This is a genomic window from Agreia sp. Leaf244 (assembly GCF_001422695.1).
In the GTDB taxonomy this organism is placed as follows: Bacteria; Actinomycetota; Actinomycetes; order Actinomycetales; family Microbacteriaceae; genus Agreia.
The window spans coordinates 192,243-208,087 of record NZ_LMLX01000001.1; the positions used below are offsets into that span (position 1 = coordinate 192,243).

Consider the following 15,845-nt stretch of genomic DNA (forward strand, 5'->3'; position numbering starts at 1 on the left):
AGAGCCGACCATGGCCGGTCGCATCGAGATAGATCTGTTCAGCACGCTCGACGGCGTGATGCAGGCCCCGGGCGGGCCCGAGGAGGACCCGTCGGGTGGATTCGGCTTCGGCGGGTGGCAGGCGCCGATGAACGACGAGGCCGTGGGCGTGCAGGTGATCGAGGGCATCCGGCGTATGGATGCGCTCCTGCTGGGCCGGCGCACCTACGATATCTTCGCCGCATACTGGCCGAACCAGCTCGCAGGCGACCGCGGGGCCGAGAACGAGATCGCGGCCGCGTTCGACGCCATCCCGAAGTATGTGGCCTCGCGGGGGGAGCCGGAACTGCCGTGGCGGGACTCGCACCTGCTTGGCCTCGATCTGGCATCCGAGGTCAACGCACTCCGCGAGCGCCACCGCGAGGTGCACGTGATCGGCAGCATCGACCTCGCTCGCACCCTGGTGGCCGAGGGCCTCTTCGACCAGCTCAACCTGTGGGTCTATCCGATCGTGCTCGGCGCGGGCAAACGCCTCTTCCCGGCCGACGGACCGGCCATGAGACTCGAGCCTCTCTCGTCGTCGACCATCTCCACGGAGGGGACGCTACTCCTCCGCTACGGCCCGACGGGCGAGGTGCCCACGACGGGCGATATGACATGAAGGAGTCGTAGGCTGACATCATGAACCTCGACGACATTCCCATCACCACCACGACGGGTGAAGAGACCACCCTCGGCGCCTACGACGGCGTGAGGCTGATCGTCAACGTCGCTTCTCGCTGCGGCCTCGCCCCGCAGTACGAGAAGCTCGAGACCCTTCAGAAGACCTACGGAGACCAGGGCTTCACCGTGCTCGGCTTCCCCAGCAACCAGTTCCTCCAGGAGCTCTCGAGCGACGAGGCCATTCAGGAGTACTGCTCGACGACATGGGGCATCACGTTCCCCATCTTCGAGAAGATCCGCGTCAACGGCCGCAATGCCCACCCGCTCTACAAGGAGCTCACCAAGACGCCCGACGTCGACGGCAAGAAGGGCCGCATCAGCTGGAACTTCGAGAAGTTCGTGGTCACCCCCGACGGCGCGGTGCACCGGTTCAGCCCGCGCACCGAGCCCGACGACCCCGCCATCATCGGGCTGATCGAATCGTCGCTGCCCACCCCGTCGCAGTAGCGGCGGTGCGGAGCGATCCGGCGACCGTCGCCCCGGAGCACCGCGCGGAGGCGCTGAAGGAACGCGTCTACGTCACCTTCACCAGCCTCGCGGTGGTGCTGGCGATGCAGTCGCACTCCACAGACGAGCTCAGTGCTGGCGAGGCGGCATCGACCCTGAGCATCACGGTGATCGGCACCCTGCTGGCGGTCTTCGTGGCCGACGTCGTCTCCCACCTCGCGGTGCACGCGACCGTGCCGACAGCGGCCGAGATCCGACGCATGGCCGCGGTGAGCTTCGGAGCCTTCGCCACGGTCGTGCTCCCCCTCATCTTCATCGGGTTTGCCGCTCTCGATGCCTGGAGTGTCGACGCGGCCCTGCGCGCATCCACCATCGCCCTCACGATCTCGCTGATCGCCATCGGCTTTCTCGCCGTGCGCCGCGTGAAACTGGCCTGGTGGCAACGCCTCATCGTGCTCGGAGCGGAGTTCGCCGTCGGCGCAGCGGTGGTCGGCCTCGAACTGCTGGCGCACGGCTGAGCACTCGTAGGCTTGATGCATGGGTGGACCCACGGAACCTCGTGACTCGCGGCTGAACGTCGCCCGGTATCAGGTCGACAAGCTCACCCCCGAGAGCGAACGCGACGACGATGCGGTCGACGCCGGACAGCCGACCATGGAGCAGCGCGCGCAGATCGTCGAGATCTCGATCCAGCAGGCCATGCGCCGGGGCGACTTCGACGATCTGCCCGGCGCGGGCAAACCACTGACGGGCCTGCAGAACGCCTACGACCCGAACTGGTGGATCAGGCAGAAGATCGAGCGGGAGCGTCTGACCGGACTGGGTCCGCCGGCGCTGACCCTGCGAACGGAGGACGCCGAGCTCGACGAGCGCCTCGATGCCGCCCCGTCGGAGGAGGCCGTGCGCAGCATGCTCACCGATTTCAACGCGCGCGTCATCGAAGCCCGGCGGCAGTTGCAGGGCGGGCCGCCGGTCGTCACGCGTCCGCGCGATGTCGACGCCGAGGTGCTGCGCTGGCGCGAACGGCGGGATGCGCGCTACCGGGAATACACGGAGGCGCGGGAGCGCGAGGAGGCCGAATATCGGGCGATGAGCTGGCGAGAACGGCGTAGACTTCGCCGCACCCGGTCACGCCGAGAAGATAATTTAGGCTGACCTTAGTCACGGGCATCGGCCCGTGCAACCCCATTGCACCGGCAATACCGGGCACACGAGAGTGGACACATGAGAGAGCTTCACTATGGGGGCGGCACCCTGATCGTCGGCTACGAGGTCTGTACCGCGGTCTTCGACTACGCCCTCGCGCTGGTGCGGTCAGGTCGGTCCGACCTCATCACCGTGCCCGTGCTGGTGAACGGCGAGGTCGACGAGTCGAACCTGCTGCTGGGGCCGACGACCCAGATCTTCTGCACCCCCGCGGGCGTGACCCACCGCGATCTCGACGACCCCGCGGTCGTCAGCGATCTGCGCGCACGCATCGACGGACTGCATCGACCGATCATGGCGCTGTCCAACGACACCGCGGCCTATCCGGACTTCGAGTTCGAATACTGACAGGCGTGCGGCTACAGTTCAGGGCATGTCGCCGCAACTGGTCGCCCTCACTGTGTCGATAGAGGTGCATCGTGGCTGAGCAGACGCGGGGAGACCTCGTCCGGCTGGTCACCTTCAGCGACGCCGTCGTGGCGATCGCCGCCACGCTGCTCGTTCTGCCGCTCGCCGAGAATGCCACACAGGGCGGTGCTCCGTCGCTCGGCGAGATCGTCGCATCGAGCGGCAGCCAGGTTCTGCTTCTGCTTCTCAGTTTTCTGGTCATCTGCCGGTTCTGGATCAACCATCACGACATCATGCGAGAGCTCGTCAGCTTCGACCCGCCGCTCTTCTGGGCGAACGCCGTCTGGCTCTTCTCGATCGTGCTGCTGCCCTTCACGACCAGCCTGATCGGCACGTCCGACAGTCGGGATCCTGCCACGACCGGCGTCTACATCGGCAACATGCTCGTGACCTGCCTGGCTGCCCTGGCGATGCAGTGGCACGTCACCCGCACGCCCGCACTGCAGTCTCCGCAGAATCGGGGCGCTGCGAAGCTCAAGGGCGACGTCGTGACGGCGATCACGATGGCCGTCGCCCTGCTTCTCGCCGTTCTCGTGCCCGTCATCGGGCCGTGGGCACTGCTGCTGCTCGCAGTCGACGGGTTCGTCGCGCGACGCATCCACCCGAGAACGAGAACGCCGGGTCCGCCGCGTCGATGACGCGGCGAACCCGGCGCGGGTTCAGCTCGAGGTCAGTGCTCAGGCCACCGACTGCTCACGGCGCGGGAGCTTCCAGCCTGGACGCACGTAGTGGCAGGTGTAGCCGTTCGGGTACTTCTCGAGGTAGTCCTGGTGCTCCTCCTCGGCCTCCCAGAACGCGCCCGCGGGCTCGACCTCGGTGACGACCTTGGCGGGCCAGAGACCGGATGCGTCGACATCGGCGATCGTGTCGAGCGCGACCTGCTTCTGCTCGTCGGAGGTGTAGAAGATCGCCGAGCGGTAGCTCTCTCCCACATCGTTGCCCTGGCGGTTCTTGGTCGACGGGTCGTGGATCTGGAAGAAGAACTCGAGCAGGTCGCGGTAGCTGATCTGCGAGGGGTCGAAGACGATCTCGAGCGCCTCGGCGTGGGAACCGTGGTTGCGGTAGGTGGCGTTCGGGGTGTTGCCGCCCGAATAGCCGGTGCGGCTCGAAATCACTCCCGGACGCTTGCGGATCAGGTCCTGGACGCCCCAGAAGCATCCGCCGGCCAGGATTGCGGTTTCGGTTGTCGTGGTCATCGTGAGATCTCCTCGGTGCTCGTGGATGCAGTGGTGCTGGTCGTGCTCGACGTCGATGTACTCAGCGTCGATGTTGTCGAAAACAGGCTCCGGTAATCACCGTAGCCCTCCTTCTCGAGGTCCGCCTCAGGGATGAAACGCAACGACGCGGAGTTGATGCAGTAGCGCAGCCCTCCCGCCTCGGCCGGTCCGTCGTCGAAGACATGACCCAGGTGGCTGTCGCCGTGGGCGGACCGGACCTCTGTGCGCACCATGCCGAAGGCCTTGTCGGTCTTGACCACGATGTTTGCGGGGTCGATCGGAACGGTGAAGCTGGGCCAGCCGGATCGGCTGTCGTACTTGTCGGTCGATGCGAAGAGCGGCTCACCCGACACGACGTCGACGTAGAGCCCCGCGTCCTTCTTGTCCCAGAACTCGTTCTGGAACGCGGGCTCGGTGGCGTCGTCCTGCGTGACGCGGCGCTGCTGGCGAGTGAGGCGGGCTATGGCCTCGGGGGTCTTGCTGTACTGGGCTGACACTGTCGTCTCCTCGTATGGTGCGCAGCTGGCTGCCGCGACTATCAGGTAGAACAGGCGTGCCCCACCGGATGTTCCGGTGTCGGCAAACACTCAGGAACGGGCATCCACAACGGCCGCCGCCCTGCTCAGGAGCGGATCGTCGCCTCGCGCCCAGCGGGCGACGACGGTGTCTGCGCGGGGTCGATCCCGATCGCCGAGCGACCGCACGAGCGGCCCGATCACGTCGTGTGCGAGCCCTACGGCGATGTCGGGGAGGATGCTCGACCGCAGGAACCCCTCGAGCCTCGTCAGGTCGGAGACGACGAGCACCGACAGATTGCCCTGCAGCAGGATGATCGCGGCCAGGCGGCGCTCATACACGGGTGCGGACCAGAGCAGCGAGCTCAGGGCCGTGATGTCGTCGTGTGCGAGAGAGGGATACCGCCTCAGGGTGTCGCGAAGGGTCGCTCGGATGGCACCGACCGACGCGCCGTAGTACTCGATTCCGTCGCCGAAGCGGGCGCGATGCTCCTCTGCGCGCTGCCACGACGACTCGTACTGCAGTGCCTCGTCGATCGCGTCGGCGGCCTCGCCCAGGTGCTGCGACGCCACTACTCGCTCTCGGCGACCAGGGTGCCCATCACATCGAAGAACGCGTTGTAGCCGATGGCGGTCTGGTCGAGCTGGCCCTGGTCGAAACCCGGGGACTCCTGCGACATGATCATCTCGGTGCCGCCGCCGACCTCAGCGAGATCGACCGTGATCACGCCGCGCGCATCGAGCGCGGGATTGTCGGTGATGGTCATCACGAGGTGAGACGGCGCATCGACCTCGAGGTACTCTCCGATCCAACTGATCGACGTGTCGTCGGGCAGCTTCATCACGGCCTTCCACGATCCGCCCGGGCGCACATCCATCGACAGGGTCTCGGCGGGAACGTCGACGCCATCGGTGCCGAACCACACGGCGAACTTCTCCGGGTTCGTCCAGGCGTCGAAGACGGCCTCGCGAGGCGCGGCGAACGAGCGGGTGATGGTGAGTCCTGCCATGGTCGTACTCCTCGTCAGTGCTGCTCTGTGTGCAGTGAACGGTAGCGCATCGAGATTGCTCCGTTGCCGAACCTGTGCACATCGACGAGGTCGAGGTCGAGGTGCGCTGCGCGCGGGAAGAAGGGGGTGCCGCCGCCCACGACCACGGGATACGCGACGTAGATGTACTCGTCGACGAGCCCGGCGGCGATCGCCTGCGCGGCAAGGTGCGCTCCTCCGATGCTGATGTCGGCGGCGGCCGTGCGCTTCAGTTCCGCGATCGAGCGGGGATCGAACGAGCGCTCGATACGTGTGCGGTCGGTGGATGCCTCGGCGAGCGTCGTCGAGAACACGACCTTCTCCGCCGCCCGCCAGATGCGCGTGTAGTCCTGCATGACCTGATCGGGGTCGGACTCGGCTTCGGGCGAGGCCCAGAACGACATGACGTCGTACATGCGACGCCCATAGAGGTAGGTGCCGATCGGTCGGGCGACCTCGTTGGCCGCGGCGTGCACCTCGTGATCGGGCTCAGCCCAGTCGAATCGACCGTTCTCGTCGGCCACGTAGCCGTCGAGCGACCCGATCCCGAAATACAGCAGCTTCGCCATGGTCAGGACACTACTCGTCTACTCGGGCAGCCGCACCCGATCGTTCCGAGGCGTTCCGCGCTTCGTCGAGGCGGGCTCGATCGGGGCGTCGAGCGGCGGTTCGGTCTTCTCGCTCCTCACGAAGCCGATGCCCACGAGGATGAGCACGCCCCCGAGCAGCTGCGGAATCGTCAGCTGCTCGCCGAGCAGCAGCCAGGCGTAGAAGGTCGCGGCCACGACCTCGAGCAGACCGACGAAGGAGGCGAGCCGGGAGCCCAGCATCTCGCTGGCCGTGATGCTCGTGGCGTAGGCGATCGCTGTCGACACGACGCCGACGATCGCCAGGGGGATCCACCAGGGCGCCGTTCCGCCGAACAGGGCCACATCGCCGAAGGTCGCCGTGAACGGCACGAGCCCGGTCAGGCCGACTGCTCCGAGAGCGACCCCGCCGATGACCAGCCCGGCGGCTGCGAGGGCTACGGGAGGAAGGCCGTCGCTCGGCTGCGCGGCGACGAGGTAGTAGACCGCGCAGCCCACCATCGCCGCGAGCGCGAAGCCGAGTCCGAGCGCGTCGAAGCTCGCCGAGCCTCCCGGCGACACGACCATGACCAGGCCGACCAGGGCCACGACCGAGCCGATCAGGACCACGGCCTTCGGCATCCGGCGCGTGCGCGCCCAGGCGAAGGCGACGAGCAGCAGCGGGGCCATGTATTCGATGAGCACGCCGGTGCCGACCGGGATGCGCTGGATGGCCGCGAAGTAGAGCAGCTGGGTGCCGGCCACGCCGATGAGCGCCATGGCGAGCACACGACCACGCGAGCGCCAGAGCGCTGACCAGCGTCCGCGCAGCATCACGATGGCGACGGGCGAGAGCACGATGCCGCCGACGAGGGCGCGCACCGTGACGGCCGCCGCGGGGCTCCAGCCGGCCTCGAGCAGCGGCTTGACCAGGGCGCCGGAGCTGCCGAACGTGGCCGCCGCGATCACGGCGATGACGAGACCGGCTGAGGTCTGAGACCGTGGCATGGCATTCCCTTTCGAACAGCTGTTGATGCTCCGTGATCCAGACGCTAGTCTCAGAATGAGTAAGGAGTCAATTTGCATTTAGCCCCTGACACTGAAGACATCCTGGCGTTCATCGTGGCGCTCGGCAATACGGTCGCCTCCGCGTCTCGCAGCGGCACCGACGAGATCGCCACTCCCGCCCGACTGACCGAGCTTCTCAGCGCCCACGGGTACACCGGGCGCTTCGATCGCGACGAGCGGGAGCTGGCCGACGTGCACCGCGCACGCGCCCGGCTGCGACACGTCTGGAGCCTGAAACGCGAGGCGGCGGCCGACGAGGTCAACGAGATACTGCGGCAGACGCGAGCACTCCCCCAGCTGGTGCGACACGACGCCTTCGACTGGCACCTGCACGCGTCGGCCGACGACGAACCGCTCGCCGATCGCATCCTCAGCGAAGCGGCGCTGGCGTTCGTCGACGTGATCCGCACCGATGAGATGACGCGCCTGCGCTCATGCGGGGCCCCCGACTGCGAGGGCATCTTCGCCGACCTCTCGCGCAACGGCTCGAAGAGGTTCTGCAGCGTGCGCTGCGGCAACCGGGTGAACATGATCGCGTTCCGCGAGCGGGCGGCGGCCGACAGCGCCTAGCCTTGGCGCATGGCCAGAACCATCTCCACCAACACCACCGTCGACCGCGACGGAATGCTCGACTTCGTGCGCCCCCGGCACCGGATGCTCGTCGCCACGACGCGCGCAGACGGCCGGCCCCAGATGTCGCCCGTCTCGGGCGGCGTTGACGAGCTCGGTCGCATCGTCGTCTCCACCTACCCCGGCCGGGCCAAGACCCGCAACGCCGAGCGCCGATCGGCCGCGTCGGTGCTCGTGCTCTCCGACGACTGGAACGACGCGTGGATCCAGGTCGACGGCGACGCCGAGGTGCTGCACATGCCCGAGGCCGCAGACGCCCTCGTCGACTACTACCGCAGCATCGCGGGCGAGCACCCCGACTGGCAGGAGTACAGGGCCGCCATGGCCATCCAGAACAAGTCGTTGCTGCGCATCACGCCCACCAGGTGGAGCCCGATCTCGACCGGAGGGTTTCCGGCCGACGTGGCCGCCCGACTCGACGGGGAATGAGCGCGAGACCGCCCGGCACCCGCCTCAGAGCACGCCGAGGTGGTCGAGCAGGATGCGGGTGCCGATGAGGATCAGGATGAGCCCGCCGGCGATCTCGGCGGGGCGGCGGAACTTCACGCCCGCCCGATGACCGATCAGGATGCCCGCGAACGTCAGCACGAACGTCGTCACTCCGATGAGCACGGCCGTCTCGGCGATCGAGATCGACAGGAACGCGAACGACAGGCCCACCGCGAGCGCGTCGACGCTCGTGGCCACCGACAGCACCAGCAGCTCTCGGATCTTGAGGCGGTCGTCGACCTCCTTGTCCTCGGGGTTCGAGAACGCCTCCCAGAGCATCTTGCCGCCGATGACGGCGAGCAGCCCGAACGCCACCCAGTGGTCGACGCCCGTGATGTAGGCAGCGAACTGGGTGCCGAGGAACCATCCGATCACGGGCATGACAGCCTGGAACACGCCGAACGCGGCGGAGATGATGAGGGCGTTGCGCACGTTGAAGCGGCGCATGTGCAGGCCCTTGCCCAAGGCGACGGCGAAGGCATCGGCCGAGACTCCGAGCGCGACGAGGAAGAGTGACCAGAGGGCCATGCGAAGGGAGACCTTTCACGGAACGAGCGATGAACTGCTCGCCGTTGAGATCTCCAGCCTGCCAGCCGCGCGCGCACCGCCCGGTCGAAAAGCCCCGATTCACGGGATTTCGGACCGCCTAAGCTGCGGCGTCGACACCCGCACGCGGGCGCGACTCGTCGTCGTTCCAGGTCTTGATGATCGCCCACCCGACGGCGGCGATCGGTACCGCGAGCACGGCTCCCGTGATGCCTCCGAGGATGGTTCCGGCGGTGAGGGCGACGAGGATCACGAGCGGGTGCAGCTTGAGCGACTGCGCCATCACGACGGGCTGCAGGAAGTTGCCCTCGAGCTGGTTCACGGCGATCACGATGATGATCACGATCAGCGCGATGACCGGCCCGTTCGCCACAAGGGCCACCAGGGCGGCAAGCACGCCGGCGGCGGTCGCTCCGACGATCGGGATGAAGGCCGTGACGAAGACGATGACGGCGAGCGGCAGGGCGAGGGGCACACCCAGGATCGCGAGGCCGATACCGATGCCGGCCGCGTCGACGAAGGCGATGATGGCCGTGCCGCGCACGTAGCCGCCGAGCACCCGCACGGCGGTCGCACCGATGCGCTCGCCACGGGCCTTGCGGTGGCCGCGGAACGGTCGCAGGAAGAAGGCCCAGATCGCCGGCCCGTCTTTGAGGAAGAAGAACAGGATCACGACGGCCAGCGCCGCTCCCGTGGCGAGCTCTCCGACGACGGATGCGCCGGCGAGGGCACCCGATCCGGCCTGGCTGCTCGTGGCGAAGTCGATGAGGGCCTGCTTGGCGGACTCGATCTGGTCGGCGTCGACCGGGATCGGACCGTTCGTGATGAAGTTCTGCAGCTGGTCGAGGCCGTCCTTGGCCGACGACGCGAGCGTGTCCCACTGGCCGCGCACGGCGAAGACGATGAGGGTGACCAGACCGCCGATCACGACGATGCCGGCGAGCAGGGTCAGCCAGGTCGCCAGGATCGCCGACATGCCGCGGTTCTTCAGGAAGCGCATGATCGGGGACGCGGCGGCCGCGATGATGAGCGCGATCAGCACGGGGATGACCACGAGCTTGAGCTGCACGAGCGCGAACACGACGACCACCGCCAGCGCGAGCACGATGAGGATCTGGCCGCTGCGGATGGCCAGGGAACCCATCTTGTCGGTCAGCAGGGATCGCAATGAGGGAGTCGTCGTGGGCTCGCCGGAGGGAACGGTCATACAGACACCCTAGGGAATGATCGGATCGGCGCACCCCCTGGACGCGCGCACCTATACTTGCCCGGTGCCGCACCGCCCTCATCCCCCGACCGGCGATTCGGCTTCGTCGGCGCGGGCCGGCGGTCGCGCGCTCGCCCTTGTCGGCATCGTTCTCGTCGCGGTCAACCTGCGCACTGCCGTTGCGGCCCTGTCGCCGATCTTCTCCCAGATCAGCGTCGACGTTCCCGTCGACAGCGTGGGAGTGGGCCTGCTCGGAACGCTCCCTCCCCTCTGCTTCGCGGTCTTCGGGCTGCTGGCCCCCGCTCTCAAGCGGCACCTGCGCCTCGAGACCCTGCTGATCGCGGCGCTGTGCGCCATCCTGATCGGTCACCTCGCGCGTGGGCTGTCGCCCGACTACGCCGTGCTCGCCCTGGCGAGCGTGCTCACCTTCGCCGGCATGGGCGTCGCCAATGTCGTCCTGCCGCCCATCGTCAAGAAGTACTTCCCGTCGTCGATCGGGGCGCTCACCTCTGTCTACGTCACGATCATGGCGCTCTTCAGCCTGATCCCTCCGCTCGTCGCCGTGCCCGTGGCCGACTCCATCGGCTGGCGTGTCAGCGTCTCGATGTGGGCGGTGCTGGCGCTGGTCGCGATCGTGCCGTGGCTCGGTCTCTGGATGCGCGACCGCCGGTCGACGGCGGCGGCCGCACCGGCGGCATCCGATTCGCCGCTCGACGCCGAGCTGCTGCCGGAGGTCTCGTCGGCCGTCGCCGGCACGGTCTGGCGCTCGGGGTTGGCCTGGTCGATGGGCCTGCTGTTCGGCGCCACCAGCCTCAACGTGTATGCGGCCTTCGCGTGGCTCCCCGAGATCCTCATCGATCTCGCCGGGGTGTCGCCCGCCCAGGCCGGCGTACTGCTGTCGCTCTACGCCGGCATGGGCATCCCGTTCTCGCTTCTCGTGCCGGTTCTCGCGAGCCGCATGCGCTCCGTCGGGCCGCTGATCGCGCTTGGTCTGGTGTTCTACGTGCTCGGCTACGGCGGTCTACTGCTCGCTCCGGCCGCCCTCCCCTGGCTGTGGGTGGCCCTGGCCGGAGCCGGTCCCCTGCTGTTCCCACTCGTGCTCGTGCTCGTGGGGCTCCGAAGCCGCACGCCGGAGGGAACCGTCGCGCTCAGCGGATTCACCCAGGGCATCGGCTACGCGCTCGGTGCCCTCGGGCCGCTGCTCGTCGGCGTGCTGCACGAGCTCTCCGGCGGCTGGACCGCTCCCCTCGTGTTCCTGCTGCTCACCCTCGCGGTCGTCGTCGTGGCGGGCCGGGTGGTCGCACGTCCCCGCATGCTCGAGGACGACTGGCACAGCAGCCACAGCTGATCGCTACCGAGTGCGCGCGTAGCTCACGAAGCGGTAGCGGATGCCCGTGCGCGAGGAGAGCCAGTCCGTCGCCTCGGTCGAGCCCCAGGCCGCGGGGTCGACGGCCGGCGCCCGGGTGTCACCCGCCACGTCGAGGTCGACCTCGGTGACCTCGAGGCGGGATGCCAGGGGCAGGGCCTGCGCGTAGATGTCGCCGCCGCCGATGACCCAGACGGGAGCCGACGGATCGTCGCGACCCGTCGCATCCAGAACCTCGTCGAGCGAGTGCGCGACCTCGGCGCCCTCGGCGGCGAAACCGCGGTCGCGGGTGAGCACGACGTTGCGCCGGCCGGGAAGGGGCCGGAAGCGCTCGGGGAGGGACTGCCAGGTTCGGCGCCCCATGACGACGGTGCCCCCGAGAGTGACCTCCTTGAAGTGGGCGAGGTCTTCGGGCAGGTGCCACGGGATCGTGCCGTCGCCGCCGATGACTCCGCCGCGCGCCTCGGCCCAGACGAGGGCGACGCTCATACGGCGACGGGCGCCTTGATGGCGGGGTGGTGCACGTAGTCGACGATCTCGAAGTCGTCGTAGCGGTAGTCGAAGATGCTGTCGGGCGTGCGGGTGATGCGCAGCGTCGGAAGCGGATAGGGCTCGCGGGTGAGCTGTTCGGTGACCTGCTCGACATGGTTGTCGTAGATGTGGCAGTCGCCGCCCGTCCAGACGAAGTCGCCGACCTCGAGGCCGGCCTGCTGGGCGACCATGTGGGTCAGCAGCGCGTAGCTCGCGATGTTGAACGGCACACCCAGGAACAGGTCGGCGCTGCGCTGGTAGAGCTGGCACGACAGCTTGCCGTCGGCCACGTAGAACTGAAAGAGGGCATGGCAGGGAGCCAGGGCCATGTCGGGGATCTCGGCGACGTTCCACGCCGACACGATGATGCGCCGCGAGTCGGGATCGGTCTTCAGCGTCTCGATGACCTTCGCGATCTGGTCGATGTGGCCGCCCGACGGCGTGGGCCACGAGCGCCACTGCACACCGTAGACGGGGCCGAGCTCGCCGTCGGCATCGGCCCACTCGTCCCAGATCGTGACGCCGTGCTCGCGCAGCCAGCCCACGTTGCTCTCGCCGCGCAGGAACCACAGCAGCTCGTAGGCGATCGACTTGAAGTGCACCCGCTTGGTCGTGATCAGCGGAAAGCCCTCGCTCAGGTCGAAGCGCAGCTGGGCGCCGAAGACACTCGTCGTTCCCGTGCCCGTGCGGTCGGACTTCGCGGCCCCCGTCTCGAGCGTGTGGCGCAGAAGATCTTCGTACGGAGTCTGAAGTGTGGGCACCCTGCGATCTTAAACCACCGGGTGCCCGCGTGGGACGAACTATCGTGGACAGTAATGATCACTCGACTTCAAGCCGCCCTCCGCCTCGACATCTCTGTGGAGATGGCTCGAAAGCACGGCATCGCCGGCAAGATCTCCGAGGCCGAGCTCGACGAGCTGAACGACAACCCGCCGCCCTGGCTCGCCCAGTCGCGAGCCAACCGCACCGGCAAGAAGGCCGTCTGGGTGCAGCTCAGGTGCGACGTGTGCGGCTTCGAGGAGTCGGTCAGGCCGAAGAAGTGGTGGCCCGACTTCACCTACCTGACGTGCGATCACCACAGCATCGGCGACATCCCCCTGCCCGCCGAGGGCCTCAAGCGCAGTGAACTCGACGGCATAGGCTCACGCTTCATCGCGATCATCGACGCCTGATCTTCCTCCGAGTTCCCTCCGTATACCCCCCGTTCGGGGCTGATCGGCGGCAGGGTTGAAGGCAGAGAGAAGGGAATTATCATGCCCGAGAGCACCATGTCCGGATTCATGCCCGTCATCTTCTGGGTCATCGGCGGCATCGTCGTCGTCGTCGCGATTTTCGTGATCGTCTCTGCGGTCACGAACGCGGCTCGCGTTCGCAAGGCCGGCCACAATCCACTGACCCTCCAGACAGACATTGCGACGAAGCTGCTCGACAGCGATGCGCTGAGTTCCCAGCCCACGGTGGAGGCGCGGCTACAGAAGATCGAACAGCTGCGCGCTGCCGGCACCATCACGGGCGAGGAGTACGACACCGCACGCTCGCGCCTGTTGACGCAGCTCTAGCGGCGCATTCTGCCCTGTCACACCTGTCGAGTACCGTGACCGCATGGGTGTGATGAACGAACTGATCGATAGAACAACCGTCGTGCGCCTGACGGCTCTGCTCCGCGACGCCGACCCCTCGCGCGACTGGATCGCCGTCGAGGAGTCGGCCGACGCAGTGGACGGCCTTCAGCTGCGCGCACGCAGCGACGTCGTGGCGGCGGCCATTCTGCGCGACAATTCGGGCGCCGACGACGATCACGCTGCGAACTACCGTCGTCTCGCCGCAACCGTTCGTCGGGCCCTGCACGGGAACGCGCTCGCCGGATGGATGGTCTGGCCCGTGTCGGAGGCCGTCACCTCGGCGGCACTCCTGTGTTGGTCGAGCGGCATGCCCCACGACGACGGCCCCTTCGATAACGACCCCTTCGACGACGGCCTCGACCTGCTCTCCGAGCTGACGCCCCGCCTCAGCTCCGAGTTCGCGATCCGGCGGTTCCTGGCGGCCGACCTCGACCGCGCCGTCGACCGCATCCTGCCCTGGACCCTCAGCGACGACGAGCACGTTCGCCGGCTGGCCACCGAGGGCACGCGTGCGTTTCTGCCCTGGGCGGTTCGGGTGGCCGAGCTCACCGCGAGACCCGAGAAGACCGTGCCGATCCTCGATGCGCTCCGTCGCGACCCGAGCGAGTACGTGCGGCGCTCGGTCGCCAACCACCTGAACGATCTCAGTCGGCAGAACCCCAGCCTCGTGGTGCAGACGGCAAGGCGATGGATGCGCGAGCCCGACGAGAACACCCGCTGGGTGGTGCGGCACGGGCTCCGCACACTGGTGAAGAGGGCAGACCCCGGAGCCCTCGCCCTCATGGGCTTCTCGGACACATCCGTCGTGGCCTCCGAGATCTCGGTCGCCGACGACACGGTCGTGCTTCCCGGAGCGCTCGACTTCTCCTTCACCGTCACCAACGACGCAGAGTCACGCGTGAGGCTCGCGGTCGACTACGTCGTGTCCTACGTCAAGAGTTCCGGGGCGCTGGCCGAGAAGGTGTTCAAGCTCACCACTCGAGACCTGGAGCCGGGAGAGTCCGTGGAACTGAGGAAAAGACACGCGATCCACCAGATGACCACCCGGGTGCACTACGCGGGAACGCACCTGATCGAGTTGCAGATCAACGGTCGCCGCTACTCGCGCCGGTCGTTCGAGGTCGTACTGCCGACTCCGTGAGCGGCGCGACGCCGCAGCACGCGCGGCAGCACGACCCAGAGCATGCACACGACGGCGAGCACGCCCACACCGGCGAGCACACCGCCGGCACGTCCGAAGACGAAGTCGAAGATGAGCATCGCGGTACCGGCCAGGGTGATCGCCACACCGCCCATCGTGACCTGCAGAAAACGGTCGGTCGAGTCCACGATCGTGGCCTTCGCGCGCTGACGGAAGAGCACGCGGTGCAGGCTGACAGGAGCCAGTCCCATCACGGTCGTGAGGATGGTGACGACCACGAGGCAGGCGTAGACGGTTCTCTGATAGTCGTCGAGGTCGGAGAACCTGCTCTGGAACACCGCCGCCAGCAGGAAGCCGGTGAGGATCTGGGTTCCCGTCTGAATGACGCGCAGCTCCTGCAGGATCTCGTCCCAGTTGCGATCCAGTCTCTCCGTGGGAGTCTCGTGTCGTCCGTCGTTCGGGTCCGCGTCCTGGTCGGCCGCATTGCCGGTGGTGTCGTTCACGTGCGCTCCTTGTTCTACCGTCAGGCTACCGAAGCACGAGTTCGAAGCACAGCGACTGGGGCATGACCTCGGCGTAGGGCGCGTACACCGGGATCGGCATGAATCCCAGGCTGGTGTACAGGCCGACCGCCTCGGGCTGCCGGTCTCCCGCCTGCAGAATGAGGCGACGCGCACCCCCGCGGCGGGCGATGGCGATGATCTCCGTCATCACTGCGCGACCCAGGCCTCGCCCACGCCGCGAGCCGTCGACGATGACCCGCTTGACTTCCCACTCCTGACCAGAGTCTGAGCCAAGCATCCGAAGACCGGCATGAGCCACCGCGACACCCTCGTCGACCAGCAGCACCGTGTCGACGACCGTCGTCTCATCGACCGCGAGCGCATGTTCGATCTTGGCCGACAGCTCCGCGTCGGCCGGGCTGTCGAGGCCGTAGCGCACGTGCATCTCCGCATCCATGAGCGCGCGCATCGCCACCGCGCGGGGATCGGTCCATTCGACGTGCTGAATCTCGGGTGCGTGAGGTGCGGGCATCCGACGATTCTCGCAAACACACGGGCACCAGACAAAAAGCCGCCGCAGCACGGCCGGGCACCACTCGTCAACCCCCGACTCCATTGCTGAGGTTCCGTCGTATACCCCTCTACGATCACTG

The 15,845-nt window shown here is 67.6% G+C and carries 24 protein-coding genes; 12 read left to right on the top strand and 12 right to left on the bottom strand.

Annotated features, from left to right (window positions below; all coding sequences use genetic code 11):
* Positions 1 to 10 precede the first annotated feature (10 nt).
* The 6 genes from ASF06_RS00865 to ASF06_RS00890 all read left to right on the top strand — a co-directional run bounded on the left by ASF06_RS00865 (position 11) and on the right by ASF06_RS00890 (position 3,401).
* Entirely contained in the window at positions 11 to 640 is a 630-nt protein-coding gene (locus ASF06_RS00865; RefSeq protein ID WP_055942169.1) for a dihydrofolate reductase family protein, read from the top strand.
* Positions 641 to 660: 20 nt separating this feature from the next.
* Complete coding sequence (locus ASF06_RS00870; RefSeq protein WP_055923896.1) at positions 661 to 1,149, top strand: glutathione peroxidase; 489 nt, start codon at positions 661 to 663, stop codon at positions 1,147 to 1,149.
* A 5-nt stretch (positions 1,150 to 1,154) separates the two neighbouring features.
* Positions 1,155 to 1,667 carry a hypothetical protein gene (locus tag ASF06_RS00875; RefSeq protein WP_055923899.1) on the top strand — a complete coding sequence of 171 codons (513 nt, stop codon included), beginning with the start codon at positions 1,155 to 1,157 and terminating at the stop codon, positions 1,665 to 1,667.
* A gap of 19 nt (positions 1,668 to 1,686) precedes the next feature.
* Positions 1,687 to 2,304, top strand: a complete 618-nt coding sequence (locus ASF06_RS00880; protein WP_055942172.1) for a J-domain-containing protein — start codon at positions 1,687 to 1,689, stop codon at positions 2,302 to 2,304.
* Positions 2,305 to 2,373: 69 nt separating this feature from the next.
* On the top strand, positions 2,374 to 2,703 hold the full coding sequence (locus ASF06_RS00885) for a hypothetical protein (protein ID WP_055942175.1): 330 nt from the start codon (positions 2,374 to 2,376) through the stop codon (positions 2,701 to 2,703).
* A gap of 71 nt (positions 2,704 to 2,774) precedes the next feature.
* Positions 2,775 to 3,401, top strand: coding sequence for a TMEM175 family protein (locus tag ASF06_RS00890; protein ID WP_055942179.1), 627 nt, complete (start codon positions 2,775 to 2,777; stop codon positions 3,399 to 3,401).
* Between the two features lie 39 nt (positions 3,402 to 3,440).
* Here ASF06_RS00890 and msrA read toward each other — a convergent pair whose 3' ends face one another.
* From msrA to ASF06_RS00920, 6 genes are all read right to left on the bottom strand, one after another.
* Positions 3,441 to 3,959 carry a peptide-methionine (S)-S-oxide reductase MsrA gene (msrA, locus tag ASF06_RS00895; protein ID WP_055923911.1) on the bottom strand — a complete coding sequence of 173 codons (519 nt, stop codon included), beginning with the start codon at positions 3,957 to 3,959 and terminating at the stop codon, positions 3,441 to 3,443.
* The gene (gene msrB / locus ASF06_RS00900; RefSeq protein ID WP_055942182.1) at positions 3,956 to 4,477 is read right to left on the bottom strand and encodes a peptide-methionine (R)-S-oxide reductase MsrB; all 522 of its coding nucleotides are present in this window, start codon (positions 4,475 to 4,477) and stop codon (positions 3,956 to 3,958) included. Before msrB ends, msrA begins: the two co-directional genes overlap by 4 nt.
* A gap of 90 nt (positions 4,478 to 4,567) precedes the next feature.
* Entirely contained in the window at positions 4,568 to 5,068 is a 501-nt protein-coding gene (locus ASF06_RS00905; protein ID WP_235500853.1) for a DNA alkylation repair protein, read from the bottom strand.
* Positions 5,068 to 5,505 (bottom strand): SRPBCC family protein, encoded by a 438-nt coding sequence (locus ASF06_RS00910; RefSeq protein ID WP_055942185.1) that lies wholly within the window; start codon positions 5,503 to 5,505, stop codon positions 5,068 to 5,070. The genes ASF06_RS00905 and ASF06_RS00910 overlap by 1 nt, the downstream gene beginning before the upstream one ends.
* Before the next feature lie 14 nt (positions 5,506 to 5,519).
* On the bottom strand, positions 5,520 to 6,092 hold the full coding sequence (locus ASF06_RS00915; RefSeq protein ID WP_055942188.1) for a dihydrofolate reductase family protein: 573 nt from the start codon (positions 6,090 to 6,092) through the stop codon (positions 5,520 to 5,522).
* A gap of 18 nt (positions 6,093 to 6,110) precedes the next feature.
* On the bottom strand, positions 6,111 to 7,097 hold the full coding sequence (locus tag ASF06_RS00920) for an EamA family transporter (RefSeq protein WP_082479437.1): 987 nt from the start codon (positions 7,095 to 7,097) through the stop codon (positions 6,111 to 6,113).
* A gap of 72 nt (positions 7,098 to 7,169) precedes the next feature.
* Here ASF06_RS00920 and ASF06_RS00925 point away from each other — a divergent pair, with 72 nt between their 5' ends.
* Together ASF06_RS00925 and ASF06_RS00930 are read left to right on the top strand one after the other, a co-directional pair.
* Positions 7,170 to 7,727, top strand: coding sequence for a CGNR zinc finger domain-containing protein (locus ASF06_RS00925; protein ID WP_082500600.1), 558 nt, complete (start codon positions 7,170 to 7,172; stop codon positions 7,725 to 7,727).
* A gap of 9 nt (positions 7,728 to 7,736) precedes the next feature.
* Positions 7,737 to 8,216 (top strand): PPOX class F420-dependent oxidoreductase, encoded by a 480-nt coding sequence (locus tag ASF06_RS00930; protein ID WP_055942194.1) that lies wholly within the window; start codon positions 7,737 to 7,739, stop codon positions 8,214 to 8,216.
* A gap of 24 nt (positions 8,217 to 8,240) precedes the next feature.
* Here ASF06_RS00930 and ASF06_RS00935 read toward each other — a convergent pair whose 3' ends face one another.
* On the bottom strand, positions 8,241 to 8,804 hold the full coding sequence (locus ASF06_RS00935; protein ID WP_055942198.1) for a manganese efflux pump MntP: 564 nt from the start codon (positions 8,802 to 8,804) through the stop codon (positions 8,241 to 8,243).
* Positions 8,805 to 8,922: 118 nt separating this feature from the next.
* On the bottom strand, positions 8,923 to 10,029 hold the full coding sequence (locus ASF06_RS00940) for an AI-2E family transporter (RefSeq protein ID WP_055942201.1): 1,107 nt from the start codon (positions 10,027 to 10,029) through the stop codon (positions 8,923 to 8,925).
* A 64-nt stretch (positions 10,030 to 10,093) separates the two neighbouring features.
* On the opposite strand from ASF06_RS00940, the gene ASF06_RS00945 reads away from it, so the two are divergent.
* Positions 10,094 to 11,377, top strand: coding sequence for an MFS transporter (locus ASF06_RS00945; RefSeq protein ID WP_235500854.1), 1,284 nt, complete (start codon positions 10,094 to 10,096; stop codon positions 11,375 to 11,377).
* Between the two features lie 3 nt (positions 11,378 to 11,380).
* Here ASF06_RS00945 and ASF06_RS00950 read toward each other — a convergent pair whose 3' ends face one another.
* Together ASF06_RS00950 and ASF06_RS00955 are read right to left on the bottom strand one after the other, a co-directional pair.
* Complete coding sequence (locus ASF06_RS00950; RefSeq protein WP_055942205.1) at positions 11,381 to 11,884, bottom strand: dihydrofolate reductase; 504 nt, start codon at positions 11,882 to 11,884, stop codon at positions 11,381 to 11,383.
* On the bottom strand, positions 11,881 to 12,687 hold the full coding sequence (locus ASF06_RS00955) for a thymidylate synthase (RefSeq protein ID WP_055942208.1): 807 nt from the start codon (positions 12,685 to 12,687) through the stop codon (positions 11,881 to 11,883). The genes ASF06_RS00950 and ASF06_RS00955 overlap by 4 nt, the downstream gene beginning before the upstream one ends.
* A 54-nt stretch (positions 12,688 to 12,741) precedes the next feature.
* On the opposite strand from ASF06_RS00955, the gene ASF06_RS00960 reads away from it, so the two are divergent.
* The 3 genes from ASF06_RS00960 to ASF06_RS00970 all read left to right on the top strand — a co-directional run bounded on the left by ASF06_RS00960 (position 12,742) and on the right by ASF06_RS00970 (position 14,689).
* Complete coding sequence (locus ASF06_RS00960; protein WP_055942209.1) at positions 12,742 to 13,098, top strand: hypothetical protein; 357 nt, start codon at positions 12,742 to 12,744, stop codon at positions 13,096 to 13,098.
* A gap of 81 nt (positions 13,099 to 13,179) precedes the next feature.
* Positions 13,180 to 13,485: an SHOCT domain-containing protein gene (locus tag ASF06_RS00965; protein WP_055942212.1), complete on the top strand. Its 306-nt coding sequence runs from the start codon at positions 13,180 to 13,182 to the stop codon at positions 13,483 to 13,485.
* A 43-nt stretch (positions 13,486 to 13,528) separates the two neighbouring features.
* Positions 13,529 to 14,689 (top strand): DNA alkylation repair protein, encoded by a 1,161-nt coding sequence (locus ASF06_RS00970; protein WP_055942215.1) that lies wholly within the window; start codon positions 13,529 to 13,531, stop codon positions 14,687 to 14,689.
* On the opposite strand, the gene ASF06_RS00975 is transcribed toward ASF06_RS00970, so the two are convergent.
* A complete protein-coding gene (locus tag ASF06_RS00975; RefSeq protein WP_055942218.1) occupies positions 14,647 to 15,192 on the bottom strand; it encodes a DUF6328 family protein in 546 nt (181 codons plus the stop codon). The genes ASF06_RS00970 and ASF06_RS00975 overlap by 43 nt on opposite strands.
* Positions 15,193 to 15,217: 25 nt before the next feature.
* Entirely contained in the window at positions 15,218 to 15,724 is a 507-nt protein-coding gene (locus ASF06_RS00980; RefSeq protein WP_055942221.1) for a GNAT family N-acetyltransferase, read from the bottom strand.
* Positions 15,725 to 15,845 lie beyond the last annotated feature (121 nt).

Bases quoted from the DNA above. Each gene is read 5' to 3' on its own strand.
- ASF06_RS00865 (WP_055942169.1), top strand. From the start codon at position 11: ATGGCCGGTCGCATCGAGATAGATCTGTTCAGCACGCTCGACGGCGTG.
- ASF06_RS00870 (WP_055923896.1), top strand. From the start codon at position 661: ATGAACCTCGACGACATTCCCATCACCACCACGACGGGTGAAGAGACC.
- ASF06_RS00880 (WP_055942172.1), top strand. From the start codon at position 1,687: ATGGGTGGACCCACGGAACCTCGTGACTCGCGGCTGAACGTCGCCCGG.
- ASF06_RS00885 (WP_055942175.1), top strand. From the start codon at position 2,374: ATGAGAGAGCTTCACTATGGGGGCGGCACCCTGATCGTCGGCTACGAG.
- msrA (WP_055923911.1), bottom strand. From the start codon at position 3,959: ATGACCACGACAACCGAAACCGCAATCCTGGCCGGCGGATGCTTCTGG.
- ASF06_RS00910 (WP_055942185.1), bottom strand. From the start codon at position 5,505: ATGGCAGGACTCACCATCACCCGCTCGTTCGCCGCGCCTCGCGAGGCC.
- ASF06_RS00915 (WP_055942188.1), bottom strand. From the start codon at position 6,092: ATGGCGAAGCTGCTGTATTTCGGGATCGGGTCGCTCGACGGCTACGTG.
- ASF06_RS00920 (WP_082479437.1), bottom strand. From the start codon at position 7,097: ATGCCACGGTCTCAGACCTCAGCCGGTCTCGTCATCGCCGTGATCGCG.
- ASF06_RS00930 (WP_055942194.1), top strand. From the start codon at position 7,737: ATGGCCAGAACCATCTCCACCAACACCACCGTCGACCGCGACGGAATG.
- ASF06_RS00935 (WP_055942198.1), bottom strand. From the start codon at position 8,804: ATGGCCCTCTGGTCACTCTTCCTCGTCGCGCTCGGAGTCTCGGCCGAT.
- ASF06_RS00940 (WP_055942201.1), bottom strand. From the start codon at position 10,029: ATGACCGTTCCCTCCGGCGAGCCCACGACGACTCCCTCATTGCGATCC.
- ASF06_RS00950 (WP_055942205.1), bottom strand. From the start codon at position 11,884: ATGAGCGTCGCCCTCGTCTGGGCCGAGGCGCGCGGCGGAGTCATCGGC.
- ASF06_RS00960 (WP_055942209.1), top strand. From the start codon at position 12,742: ATGATCACTCGACTTCAAGCCGCCCTCCGCCTCGACATCTCTGTGGAG.
- ASF06_RS00965 (WP_055942212.1), top strand. From the start codon at position 13,180: ATGCCCGAGAGCACCATGTCCGGATTCATGCCCGTCATCTTCTGGGTC.
- ASF06_RS00970 (WP_055942215.1), top strand. From the start codon at position 13,529: ATGGGTGTGATGAACGAACTGATCGATAGAACAACCGTCGTGCGCCTG.
- ASF06_RS00980 (WP_055942221.1), bottom strand. From the start codon at position 15,724: ATGCCCGCACCTCACGCACCCGAGATTCAGCACGTCGAATGGACCGAT.